The following is a 12,778-nucleotide window of genomic DNA, read 5'->3' as shown; positions in this document are numbered from 1 at the left end:
GCGCAATCAAGGCGCAAGGAAGCGCCGATGCCTGGCGCCGACATGCCCGAAGCAACTTAACCATGACTGACGTGGCGCGCCGGTGCGGTATGCTGGCGCGCTTCGTCATTCGGCAAACGCCCCCTGCCCCATGAGCCTGAAGTCTCCCACCACCCTCTGGTCGCAGCTGTTCCAGCAGCATGTGCATTCGGGCCTGAGCCTGCAGGGCAAGATCCGCCAGATGCTGGTCTCGGCGATCCTTGACGAGCAGCTGCCGCAAGGCGAGCCGCTGCCCAGCAGCCGCGAGCTTTCGGCGCAGCTGCGGGTGGCGCGCAATACGGTGGTGCTGGCCTACCAGCAGCTGGTCGACGAGGGCTACCTGGTCGCGCGCGAGCGCAGCGGCTACTTCGTCAACCCGGAAATCCTGGGCACCCGCGTCAGCGGCGTCGCCTCGCTGCGCGGCGAACCGGTGCCGGCGCGCGCGGGCGAGCCCGACTGGGAACGGCGCTTCGTGTTCCGTCCCACGCAGCAGCGCAATATCGTCAAGCGCGCCAACTGGCGCGACTATCCCTACCCCTTTATCTACGGCCAGTACGACCCGGCGCTGTTCCCCACCGCGGACTGGCGCGAATGCTGCCTGAAGGCGCTGAGCGTGCTCGACATCCACGACTGGGCCCAGGACATGATCCTGCGCGACGACGAGTCGCTGGTGCAGCAGATCCGCACCCGCGTGCTGCCGCGCCGCGGGGTCTGGGCCGGCACCGACGAGATCGTGATCACCGTGGGCGCGCAGCAGGCGCTGTACCTGCTGGCCGACCTGCTGGTCAGCCCCGACACCCCGGTCGGCATCGAAGACCCCGGCTATCCCGACGCCCGCAATATCTTCGGCTCGCACACGTCGAGCCTGGTGCCGCTGCCGGTCGATGACCACGGCCTGACGTTATCCGACGCGCAGCGCGCCTGCGACTACGTCTACGTGACCCCCGGCCACCAGTGCCCGACCACCGTCACCATGCCACTGGCGCGGCGCCAGGCGCTGCTGCGCCAGGCCGAGGAAGCGGACTTCGTGCTGATCGAGGACGACTACGAGGCCGAGAGCCGCTTCGAGGGCGATCCCACGCCCACGCTCAAGAGCCTGGACCGCAGCAACCGCGTGATCTACGTCGGCAGCCTGTCCAAGAGCCTGGCGCCGGGCCTGCGCATCGGCTACATCGTCGGCCCGGCCGCGCTGATCGCGGAACTGCGCGGCGCGCGCCGGCTGATGCTGCGGCACCCGTCGGCGTATATCCAGCGCGCGTTCTCGCTGTTCCTGTCGCTCGGCCACTATGACGCGCACCTGCGCCGGCTGGCCGCCGCGCACCGGGAGCGCGCCGAAGCGGTGCTGGCGGCGCTGGCCACGCATATGCCCGACTTCCGCGCGGTGCCGATCGCCGGCGGCGCGTCGTGCTGGATCGAGGGGCCGTCCTGGCTCGACGCCGATGCGCTGGCACGGCTGGCAGAGCTGCAGGGCGTGCTGATCGAGCCCGGCAGCGTCTTCTTCATGGCCGAGCCCGCGCCGCGCAACGGCTTCCGGCTGGGCTACTCGTCGATCTCGCTGGACCGCATCGAGCCCGGCATCCGCGTGCTGGCCGGCGTCGCGCGTGAACTGCAGGCCACCGCCGGCAGTGCCAGCGCCCCCGCCGCCGTCACTTCCCGGGCCCGCCCCGCCGCCTGAGCGGCTGGCCCAAGCGATAGTCCCGAACTGGCGCTACAGCGCTGCGGCCGGTTTCCCTATCCTCGAGTCATGGCCGGTTCCCGATGGACCGGCACACAACACTCACGGAGACCAAGCCATGTCCAAGGACAACACCGCCGCCGGCATCGAACTGCTGCAAGCCTTCAACGACGCCTGGAACCGCCACGACATCGACGCGCTGATGGACTGCATGGCCGATGACTGCGTCTTCCACGGCGTGGCCGGCCCCGACCTGCTCGGCCGCAGCTTTGTCGGCCGCGAGGCGGTGCGCGAAGGCTTCCAGCTGGCTTGGCAGACCTTCCCCGATGCGCAATGGGTCGATGGCGACCACTTCGTCACGGGCGACCGCGGCGTCAGCGAATCGACCTTCCGCGGCACCCGCGCCGACGGCGCCCGCATCGAAGCGCGCATGGTCGACGTGTTCACCTTCCGCGGCGGCAAGATCGCGGTGAAGAATGCCTACCGCAAGGACCGCCCGCCGGTGGTGGCCGCAGCCTGAAGCGAGGAGACGCGCCATGCAAGCCGTAGCCCCCCGCAGCAGCCTCCTGGCCGGCGAGCAGTCGACCGCCCCGACCCGGCCGTACGACCCCGCCTACGACCCGCTGCACACGCCCACGCCCGGCCATGGCCGGGAATATGCGCCCACCTACTGGATCGGCACCGCGGGCGAGCCGCCCGCCGACGACGGCCCGATCACGCACGACATCGACGTCGACGTGGCCATCATCGGCTCGGGCTTCACCGGCCTGACCTGCGCCATCTTCCTGGCGCAGGAATACGGCATCAAGGCCACCGTGCTCGAGGCCAACCGCGTCAGTTGGGGCTGCAGCACGCGCAACGGCGGCCAGGCGCAATGCGCGTCGGGGCGGCTCAAGCGCTCGCAGTGGATCCAGCGCTACGGCCTCGATACCGCGCTGCGCCTGCATCAAGAGGTCTGCGACGGCATGGAGACCTTCAAGGGCCTGATCAAGGACATCGACTGCGATCCGCAGCCCGGCGGCCACCTGTATATCGCGCACCGCGACAAGGTGATGCCCGCGCTGGAGAAGGAAGCGAAGATCCTGCGCGAGGTGTTCAACTACGACGCGCGCATCCTCGATGCCGACACCGTGCGGCGCGAATACGTCGACGACAAGGAAGCCGCGGGCGCCATGCACGAACCCGAGGGCATCGGCATCCATGCCGGCAAGCTCGCCTTCGGCTATCTGCGCCGCGCGCGCGCGCTCGGCGCCAAGGTGCATCCGTCCAGCCCGGTGACGGGCTGGGAAACGCGCAATGGCGTGCACTACCTGCGCACCCCGGGCGGCATCGTGCGCGCCCGCGCCGTGGGCGTGGCCACCGGCGGCTATACTTCGCAGTCGCTGCACCGCGAGCTGAAGAACCGGCTGTTCCCGATCCTGTCGAACTCCATCGTCACGCGCCCGCTCACCGCCGATGAACTGGCCGCGTGCAACTTCCGCACCACGCAGGTCATCACCGACACCCGCATCCTGCGCCACTACTACCGGCTCATGCCCGACGGCCGCCTGCAGATCGGCAGCCGCAGCGCCATCACCGGCAACGACGCGCCGCAGGACCAGTACAAGCAGAAGCTGATCGCCGACATGCACCGCAAATTCCCCGCGCTGCAGGGTATCCAGATCGACTATTCCTGGTGGGGCTGGGTCGACGTCAGCCATGACATGATGCCGCGCATCACCCAGCCCGACCCGGCGCAGTCGATCTACTACGCCATGGGCTACGGCGGCAACGGCGTGATGTATTCCGCCCAGGCCGGCAAGCGCCTGGCGGCGCTGATCGCCGGCAAGTCGTCGGCGCTGCCGGAACTGCCCATCTTCGGCTCGCCGCTGCCGTTCCCCAATGTGCGCGAGATGGTGGAATCGCAGATGTTCGCACCGTTCCGGAGGCTGGGGCAGCGGGTGCTGTATCACTGGTATCACCTGAAGGACGACGTGCTGTAAGCAGTCTGGCGCTGCCGGCTGAAAGCGCACGCCATCCCTGCCACCGACCTTCGAACTCGCGATTGCGTACTCCCTCTCCCGCACGCGGGAGAGGGGAGCACACCGTCAGCCGCGTTGCGTTGAATCGATGCGTCAAGCGCGACCCCGCTTGTCAGACCCCCACCGACACCCGAACCAGCCCCCACCGCCTCCACACCCGGCAGCGCTGCGCAGTATGATGCCCAGGTCTCCCTCCGCGGGAGCATCGCGGCCACGCAGCGGCCGCAGTGCATCAGGAGGCACGCTTGGACCCGACCCGGCCGCTACCCGATTCCGCCCGCCCCGGCGACCTCATCGTCGCCCGGCCGGAAGGCCTCTATTGCCCGCCCGGCGACTTCTACATCGATCCGTGGCGCCCGGTCGAGCGCGCCGTCATTACCCACGCCCACTCCGACCACGCGCGCTTCGGCCATGCGCACTACCTGTGCGCGGCGCCCGGCCGCGGCGTGCTGCTGGCGCGGCTCCCCGGCATCCAACTCGATACCCTGCGCTACGGCGAACGCATCACCCACCACGGCGTCACGCTGAGCCTGCATCCGGCCGGGCACGTGCTGGGCTCGGCGCAGGTGCGGCTGGAGCATGGCGGGCAGGTCTGGGTGGCCTCGGGCGACTACAAGCTGGAAGCCGACGGCACCTGCGACCCGTTCGAGCCGGTGCCCTGCGACACCTTCATCACCGAAAGCACGTTCGGCCTGCCGATCTACCGCTGGCCGCCGCAGGCGACGCTGATGGCCGAAATCTTCGACTGGTGGCAGGCCAATGCCCGTGCCGGGCGCGCCAGCGTCGTCTACGCCTATACCTTCGGCAAGGCGCAGCGCATCCTGCATGGCCTGCTGCGGCATGCCGGCGGCGATGGCATGCCCGGCCCGGTGATCGTGCATGGCGCGCTGACGCAGCTCAACGCCGCCTATGCCGAGGCTGGCGTCGCGCTGCCGCCCACGGCACTGGTCTCCGAACTGCCCGCGCGCAGCCCGCTGCTGCGCCAGGCGCTGGTGGTGGCGCCGCCATCGGCGCAGCGCTCGCCCTGGCTGCGGCGTTTCGGCGATGCCTCCGACGCGTTCGCCAGCGGCTGGATGCAGCTGCGCGGCACGCGCCGGCGGCGCGGCGTCGATCGCGGCTTTGCGCTGTCGGACCATGCCGACTGGCCCGGACTGCTGCAGGCGATCAGCGCCACCGGCGCGGCCCGCATCATCGTGACCCACGGCAACGTGCCGGTGATGGTGCGCTACCTCGGCGAGCGCGGCTGGCAGGCGCAGGCCTTCGACACCGAGTACGGCGACGACGATGAAGCCGCGCGCCCGGACCCGGCGGTGTCCGCCGAAGCGGGCCAGGAAGCGGGCCACGAAAAGGCCGCGCCATGAAGGCCTTTGCCGACCTCTACGCCGCGCTGGACGGCACCACGTCGACCAAGGCCCGGCTGGCCGCGCTGGTCGAATACCTGCGCGTCGCGCCGCCCGAGGATGCCGCCTGGGCCGTCTATTTCCTGGCGGGCGGCAAGCCGCGCCAGATCGTGCCGGTATCGCTGCTGCGCGACCTCGCACGGCAGGCCGCCGACCTGCCCGACTGGCTGTTCGAGGAAAGCTACCAGGCGGTCGGCGATCTTGCCGAGACCATCGCGCTGCTGTTGCCGGAGCCGCGCGATGCCGACCACGCCGGCCTGGCGGAATGGGTCGAGCAGCGGCTGCTGCCGCTGCGCGGGCTGCCGCCGGAAGCGTTGCTGCCGCGACTCGATGCGCTGTGGCGCCCGCTCGATGCGCATGGCCGGCTGGTGCTGTTCAAGCTGATCACCGGCGCGTTCCGCGTGGGGGTGTCGCGCCTGCTGGTCACGCGCGCGCTGGGCGAGGTGGCCGGCATCGACCCCAAGCGCGTGGCCGAGCGCATGGTCGGCTACACCGATCTCTCGGCGCGCCCCGACGCGGCGCGCTTGCTGGCCCTGCTGGCGCCCGAGGACGAAGACGACCGCGCCCTGCGCGCCGGCGGCCAGCCGTATCCGTTCTTCCTGGCCCATCCGCTGCAGGCCCCGGCCGAGCAGTTCGACACCGTGCTGGGCGCGCCCGGCGCGTGGCTGGTGGAATGGAAGTGGGACGGCATCCGCGCCCAGCTGGTGCGGCGCGGCGGCCAGACCTGGCTGTGGTCGCGCGGCGAGGAACTGATCACCGAGCGCTTCCCGGAACTGCAGCAGGCCGCCGCGACGTTGCCAAACGGCACCGTGCTCGATGGCGAGATCGTGATCTGGCAGCAGGGGCGCGTGCAGCCGTTCGCGTTGCTGCAGCAGCGCATCGGCCGCAAGACGCTGAGCGCCAGGCTGCTGCGCGAAGCGCCCGCCATCCTGATGGCGTACGACCTGCTCGAGTGGCAGGGCGAGGACTGGCGTAGCCGCCCGCAGGCCGAGCGCCGCGCGCGGCTGGAACAGGTGGTCGCCGCGCACGTCCACCCCGCACTGGAACTGAGTCCGCTGGTGGACGCCGACAGCTGGGAACACTATGCCCGCCTGCGCGACGCATCGCGCGAGCTGGGCGTGGAGGGCTTCATGCTGAAGGCCGCCGGCGCGGCCTATGGCGCGGGCCGCACCAAGGATGTGGGGGTCTGGTGGAAGTGGAAGATCGACCCGTACTCGGTCGATGCCGTGCTGGTCTACGCGCAGCGCGGCCACGGCCGCCGCGCCAGCCTCTATACCGACTTCACCTTCGCCGTCTGGAACGGCCCGCCCGGAACGCCGGGGCGGGCGCTGGTGCCGTTCGCCAAGGCCTATTCCGGGCTGACCGACGCCGAGATGCGCGCGGTCGACGCCATCGTGCGCCGCACCACGGTCGAGAAGTTCGGCCCGGTGCGCAGCGTGGAGCCGACCCAGGTGTTCGAGCTCGGCTTCGAAGGCATTGCCCGCAGCGGCCGCCACAAGAGCGGCATCGCGGTGCGCTTTCCGCGCATGCTGCGCTGGCGCACCGACAAGCCGATCGAAGAGGCCGACACGCTGGCCACGCTCGAAGCGATGCTGCCGGCCACCGGCACGCCGCGCGAGGATGCGGCATGAACCCGCCCCGTGGCGCAAGCCGGCAAGCGACGGCGGCGGTCGACCCGGCCCTGCCCGACCCGCCTGCGTTGACCGTGGCCCAGGGCATGCAGGCGCTGTTCGACGCGCGCGGCTGGCAGCCCTTCGCCTTCCAGCGCGAAGTCTGGACCGCGATCGCGCGCGGCCAGAGCGGGCTGCTGCATGCCACCACCGGCACCGGCAAGACCTATGCGGCGTGGCTCGGCGCGCTGATGGCGTTCGCCACGCCGCGCGCGGCCCCGTCGCACGGCAAGCCCGCGCCGCCGCTGACCGTGCTGTGGCTGACGCCGATGCGCGCGCTGGCGGCGGACACCACGCGCGCGCTGCAGGCGCCGCTGGCCGAGCTGGACCTCGACTGGACCGTCGCGCTGCGCACCGGCGACACCGGCAGTGCCGAGCGCGCGGCGCAGCAGCGGCGCTTGCCGACCGCACTGGTGACCACGCCCGAAAGCCTGACGCTGATGCTGACCCGTGCCGACGCGCACGACACCCTGCGGCGCGTGCGCATGGTGGTGGTCGACGAATGGCACGAGCTGCTCGGCAACAAGCGCGGCGTGCAGGTGCAGCTGGCGCTGGCGCGGCTGCGGCAATGGCAGCCCGCGCTGATGGTGTGGGGGCTGTCGGCCACGCTCGGCAATCTGCCGCACGCGGCCGACGTGCTGCTGAGCGGCGTGCCCGGCGAGCGGCGCGTGCTGGTGCACGGCCATACGCCGAAGGCCCTGGTGATCGATACCCTGCTGCCCGACAACGCCAGCCGCTTCCCGTTTGCCGGCCACCTGGGCCTGTCGATGCTGCCGCACGTGGTCGAAGAACTGGCGCACGGCGGCACCACGCTGGTGTTCCTCAATACGCGCTCGCAGGCCGAGCTGTGGTACCAGGCGCTGCTCGACGCGCGCCCGGACTGGGCGGGCGAGATTGCCCTGCACCACGGCTCGCTCGACCGCGCGGTGCGCGAATGGGTCGAGCTGAACCTGAAGAACGGCGCGCTGCGCGCGGTGGTGTGCACCTCCAGCCTGGACCTTGGTGTCGACTTCCTGCCGGTGGAGCGCGTGCTGCAGGTCGGATCGCCCAAAGGGGTGGCGCGCCTGCTGCAGCGCGCCGGGCGCTCCGGCCATGCGCCGGGCCGCGCCTCGCGCGTGACGGTGGTTCCCACGCACAGCCTGGAACTGGTCGAGGCCGTGGCCGCGCGGCATGCGGTGCAGGCCGGCCGGATCGAGGCGCGCGAGTCGCCCGACAAACCGCTCGACGTGCTGGTGCAGCACCTGGTCACGGTGGCGCTGGGCGGCGGCTTCCGGCCCGAAGCATTGCTGGCCGAGGTGCGCTCCGCCTGGGCCTACCACGGCCTGACCGGCGAGGAATGGCAGTGGTGCCTGGACTTCGTGCGCCAGGGTGGCGCCACGCTGACGGCGTACCCGGATTTCCGCCGCGCGGTGCCCGACGACGAAGGCGTCTGGCGCGTGCCGGACGTGGGGCTGGCGCGGCGCCACCGCATGAGCGTGGGCACCATCGTCAGCGATGCCACCATGCAGGTGCGCTACTGGAGCCGCGCGGGCAGCGGCGGCGCCTCGCTGGGGTCGGTGGAAGAAGGCTTTATCGCCCGGCTCGCGCCCGGCGACTGCTTCCTGTTCGGGGGCCGGCTGCTGGAACTGGTGCGGGTGCAGGAGATGACCGCCTTCGTGCGCCGTGCGAGCGGCCGACGCCCGGTGGTGCCGCGCTGGAACGGCGGCAAGATGCCGATGTCGACCGAGCTGGCCGAGGCCGTGATCGACACGCTCGCCGCTGCCGCGGCGGGCCGGCTGGATCCGCGCGACACCCCCGAGCTGCCGCTGATCCAGCCGCTGGTGGACCTGCAGGCGCAATGGTCGGCCCTGCCCACGCGCCACACCCTGCTGGCCGAATCGCTGCATTCGCGCGAGGGCTGGCACCTGTTCCTCTATCCGTTTGCCGGCCGCTCGGTCCACCTTGGCCTGGGCAGCCTGCTGGCATGGCGGCTGGGGCAACAGGTGCCGGCCACGTTCTCGGTGGCCGTCAACGATTACGGGCTGGAACTGCTGGCGTCGGCGCCGGTGGACTGGGCCCGCTGGCTGCCGCAGGTATTGGCCGACGAGCGGCGGCGCGACCTGGCCGCCGACGTGCTGGGCAGCCTCAACGCGGGCGAACTGTCGTTGCGGCGTTTCCGCGAGATCGCGCGCATTGCCGGGCTGATCTTCCAGGGCTACCCCGGCGCGCCCAAGAGCGCGCGCCAGCTGCAGGCGTCGTCCAGCCTGTTCTACGAGGTCTTCCGCAAGCACGACCCCGGCAACCTGCTGCTGGGCCAGGCCGAACGCGAAGTGCTGATGCAGGAGCTGGACGCGCATCGGCTCGCCGCAACGCTGGAGCGGCTGGCGGCGCTGAAGCTGGACCTGCACGCGCTGAAGCGGCCCACGCCGCTGTCGTTCCCGCTGGTGGTGGAGTTCCTGCGCGAGAAGCTCAGCACCGAGAAGCTCGCCGACCGCATCGCCCGGATGCTGGCCGACCTGGAACTGGCGGCCGGACCCGAGCCCGGCGAAGCCGCGGGCATGCCGGCCGAAGCGACGGCCGATGCCGTTGCCGAGGCCGCGCGCTTCGGCATGGCCGACCATGCCGGCCCGTCCGCCAGAACACCGCGCCGGGCGCGCCGGCCACGCAAGCCGTCGAAGCCGTTGCCGCTGCTATGACGCCCGACGCCCGCACCTTGCAGCAGGGCGGCGCGATGGCGGTGGAGGCCGCCGGCGAAACGCTTTGGCTGCTGCCCGAACATGCGCTGTGGTGGCCGGCGGCCGACATGCTGATGGTGGCCGACGTCCACTTCGGCAAGGCCGCGGCGTTCCGCGCGCTCGGGCAACCGGTACCGCACGGCACCACCGGCGACAACCTGTCAGTGCTGACCCGGCTGGTGCGACAACTGCCGGTCGATGAACTGGTATTCCTCGGCGACTTCCTGCACGCGCGCGCCTCGCGCACGCCAGCGGTGCTGCAGGCGTTATACGACTGGCGCCAGGACCTGCCGGCGCCGTTGCGCTGCACGCTGGTGCGCGGCAACCACGACGCGCGCGCCGGCGACCCGCCCGCGTCGCTCGGCATTGCCGTGGTGTCCGAGCCCGCGGTGGCGGGCCCGTTCGCGCTCTGCCATATGCCCGGCACGTCGCCGCTGGGCTATGTGCTGGCGGGCCATCTGCACCCGGCCTGCCGGCTGCGCGGCAGCGGCGCCGACAGCCTGCGCCTGCCCTGCTTCCTGTTCGGGCCGCGCGGCGCCATCCTGCCTGCGTTCGGCGCCTTCACCGGCCATGCCACGGTGCGGCCGCAGGCCGACGAGCGCGCCTATGTGGTCGGCGGCGGCAGGGTCTGGCCAGTGGGCCCGGGGCGTCAGAACAACGTATAGCCGCCGTCGATGACGAAGGTATCGCCGGTGTGGTAGGCCGAGGCCGGGCTCATCAGGTAGACCGCGATGCCGGCGAAGTCGCTGCCCTCGCCCCAGCGGCGCATCGGCACGCGCTTGTGCACCATCTCCTGGAAGGCATCGTTGCCCTGCGCCGCGCTCGTCATCTCGGTCTTGATCCAGCCCGGCAGGATCGAATGGGCGCGGATGCCCTTGCGCGCATACTCGACCGCGAGCCCCCGCATCATCGAGATCACGCCGCCCTTGGTGGCGGCGTAGTGCTCGGCGCGCGGCGCGCCTTCGATGGCGGCGACCGAGGCCGTGCTGCACAGCACGCCGCCGTCGCCCTGCGCCAGCATCTGCCGCACCGCCGCGCGCAGCGTGAAGAAGGCGCCGTCCAGGTTGACGCGCAGGGTCCGGCGCCAGGCCTCGGTGGCGATCTGGTCGAACGGTGCCTTGCTGCCGCTGCCCACGCCGGCGTTGGCAAAGCAGCCGTCGATGCGTCCCAGCGCCGCCACCGTGCGCATCATTGCGGCGTCGACCGCCTGCTCTTCGCCCACGTCGCAAAGCTCCGTATGCACCTTGCGCCCGTGCCGGCCCAGCCGGTCCGCGGCGGCGGCATTCTTGTCCGCGTTGGTGCCCCAGATCGCGATATCGGCGCCGGCCACGGCCAGCCCCTCGGCAATGCCCAGGCCAATGCCGCCGTTACCGCCGGTCACCAGTGCCACCTTGCCGGTCAGGTCGAACGGATGCGTGCTCATGTCTGTCTCCTCGGATGGTTTTGTCGCTGTCTTGGCCGGACATTGTTGGCAAGACAGGCGCAAAAACTCGTCGTCGGAACAGATGAAATTGACCCAGCGGAAGGGGAAATCAGGGAAGCGGGCGTGGCGCCGCCACGCCGCACTGCAGCAAGGGCATCATGCGATGCCCGCGGTACGCGCATGCCGCGGCGATGCGCCGGCGGCGCGGCACGGCACGCTACGCGATGTGGTCTAGCGCAAGCCGAAGAAGCTGAGTACCGCGAGAATGATGACCACGGCTCCAACAAGCCAGACGATATTCATGACAGCTCTCCTTGTCCCAAAGGTCCCGACGCGGCCTCTACCGACGCCTTGTGGCGGGTGGATGGTCGACCCGGTCACATGACTCTCGGGCCAGCGATATACCCATCGCTGTCAGGAACTCCCGCAACATTCGTGCCTTGCGTTCCCGGTGCATCGGGCGGCGCACCAGCGACCGTTGCAGGTGCCAGTACACGCTGCGTGCGCCACGAATCCACGGATTACAAGGAAAGCCAGGGTCTTAATTACAACCGCATGACATGGCGGGCTGCGGCACTTGCAGCTGTGGCGACGCCTCCGCGCCTGGCGTGGTGCCGTACCTGAGCAGTTCGCCGGGAGTGCAGCCGAAATGCCGCTTGAAGCGCCGCCCCAGATGTGACTGGTCGGAGAACCCCACCAGCGTGGCCACCAGCGCCAGCGGATAGTCGCCAGAGCGGATCATCTCGCGCGCGCGCAACAAGCGCACGCGCTCGACATACGCCATCGGCGTTTCACCCATGCTGCGCTTGAACACGCGCGCGAAATGAAAGCGGCTGACATTGGCGAGATCTGCCAGCGCCTGCAGCGTCACCACCTCCGGGGTGCCATGGATATAGTCCAGGACCCTGCTCAGCGCATGAGGATGCAAGCCGCCGGGCGTCGGCGAGGCCCCCGGGTTGCCGACATTGAAGCGATGCACCAGATGGGCGGACAGCGCGCAGGACAGGGACTCGGCAATCAGCAGCTGCGCCGGATGCGCGGTGAGCTGGAGTTCTCGCGCGAGCGTGAAGATCAGGGTTTCGGCAAAGCCGTCGCGCACGCCGAAGCAATTGCGCAGCTGCTGTGTCCCGCGTGGCAGGCGCATGGTGGCATCGGCGGCTTCGTCCAGCAGCGTTGGCGGGACCCGGGCAATGACGATGGAGCCGGGCCGGTCCCAGCTCCAGCTGGACTCGACTTGCCGCGGATGCAGGCTGAGATTGCCGGGAAAGACGATGCTGCGATGGACCTGGCCCAGGCGCCGCTGCTCCAGCGAGGCATGTCCGGCCAGCCGCATCGCCAGCATGTCGTGGTCCAGCTCCGGCGACGACACCGCCCCGCCCGAGCGCCAGTGGTGGACCTGTACGGTGATGCCCGCCCACGGCCGTCCGCGGCTGCTGACATCGGGACTAACCGGCAACTCCGCATCGATAACGCCATGTCTGGTCGACGCTCGCATAGGCACTCAACCTCGCAAGGCCCAGGTCGGTAGCGTCGGGGCCAGGGCCAAGTCCCCGCTGCGCATGGAAGCATATGAAGTTATCGGGGCGAAGTAAACCGGCCTGCACACGCCCGGCGCGTGCCGCGGTCGAAGACGCAAGAATCGTCCACCGCAGCGCAACGTCGTTCTATTTCGATGACCGCCTGTGGCGGTAGCGTTGCGACGACTGCCCGCCAGTCCGAAGTCGCCATGCACCCTCCCGTAATCGCGACGGCCGAACACGCTCACCCTGCTGCAACTTGCAGAATGCGTCGCCCCGGTCGTTGCCGCAGCGGATTCAACGAACGGGTGCAAGCCTGCAGAGCGTCCGTCCCCACCGC

At 70.5% G+C, this 12,778-nt stretch carries 9 protein-coding genes; 7 read left to right on the top strand and 2 right to left on the bottom strand.

The window, feature by feature from the left end; translation table 11 throughout:
* The first annotated feature begins 130 nt into the window (after positions 1-130).
* The 7 genes from pdxR to pdeM all read left to right on the top strand — a co-directional run bounded on the left by pdxR (position 131) and on the right by pdeM (position 10,163).
* A complete protein-coding gene (pdxR, locus tag U9J39_RS13220) occupies positions 131-1,693 on the top strand; it encodes a MocR-like pyridoxine biosynthesis transcription factor PdxR (protein ID WP_115712945.1) in 1,563 nt (520 codons plus the stop codon).
* 118 nt (positions 1,694-1,811) lie between these two features.
* Entirely contained in the window at positions 1,812-2,213 is a 402-nt protein-coding gene (locus tag U9J39_RS13215) for a nuclear transport factor 2 family protein (RefSeq protein ID WP_115712944.1), read from the top strand.
* Between the two features lie 16 nt (positions 2,214-2,229).
* Positions 2,230-3,675 carry an NAD(P)/FAD-dependent oxidoreductase gene (locus U9J39_RS13210; RefSeq protein ID WP_326347255.1) on the top strand — a complete coding sequence of 482 codons (1,446 nt, stop codon included), beginning with the start codon at positions 2,230-2,232 and terminating at the stop codon, positions 3,673-3,675.
* Between the two features lie 284 nt (positions 3,676-3,959).
* Positions 3,960-5,075, top strand: coding sequence for a ligase-associated DNA damage response exonuclease (locus U9J39_RS13205; protein WP_326347254.1), 1,116 nt, complete (start codon positions 3,960-3,962; stop codon positions 5,073-5,075).
* Complete coding sequence (locus U9J39_RS13200; RefSeq protein ID WP_326347252.1) at positions 5,072-6,745, top strand: ATP-dependent DNA ligase; 1,674 nt, start codon at positions 5,072-5,074, stop codon at positions 6,743-6,745. The genes U9J39_RS13205 and U9J39_RS13200 overlap by 4 nt, the downstream gene beginning before the upstream one ends.
* Positions 6,742-9,459 carry a ligase-associated DNA damage response DEXH box helicase gene (locus U9J39_RS13195; protein ID WP_326347250.1) on the top strand — a complete coding sequence of 906 codons (2,718 nt, stop codon included), beginning with the start codon at positions 6,742-6,744 and terminating at the stop codon, positions 9,457-9,459. The genes U9J39_RS13200 and U9J39_RS13195 overlap by 4 nt, the downstream gene beginning before the upstream one ends.
* Positions 9,456-10,163, top strand: coding sequence for a ligase-associated DNA damage response endonuclease PdeM (pdeM, locus tag U9J39_RS13190; protein ID WP_115712940.1), 708 nt, complete (start codon positions 9,456-9,458; stop codon positions 10,161-10,163). Before U9J39_RS13195 ends, pdeM begins: the two co-directional genes overlap by 4 nt.
* Here the strand turns inward: pdeM and U9J39_RS13185 are convergent.
* Both U9J39_RS13185 and U9J39_RS13180 read right to left on the bottom strand, forming a co-directional pair.
* Entirely contained in the window at positions 10,148-10,921 is a 774-nt protein-coding gene (locus tag U9J39_RS13185; protein ID WP_326347248.1) for an SDR family NAD(P)-dependent oxidoreductase, read from the bottom strand. The two genes, pdeM and U9J39_RS13185, sit on opposite strands and share 16 nt — an antisense overlap.
* Before the next feature lie 541 nt (positions 10,922-11,462).
* A complete protein-coding gene (locus tag U9J39_RS13180) occupies positions 11,463-12,416 on the bottom strand; it encodes a helix-turn-helix transcriptional regulator (protein ID WP_326347247.1) in 954 nt (317 codons plus the stop codon).
* Between the last annotated feature and the right edge of the window lie 362 nt (positions 12,417-12,778).

Source organism: Cupriavidus sp. SS-3, assembly GCF_035818815.1.
GTDB lineage: Bacteria > Pseudomonadota > Gammaproteobacteria > Burkholderiales > Burkholderiaceae > Cupriavidus > Cupriavidus taiwanensis_C.
Note: the sequence above shows the minus strand (reverse complement) of the source record. Positions and strands in the feature narration are given on the sequence as shown.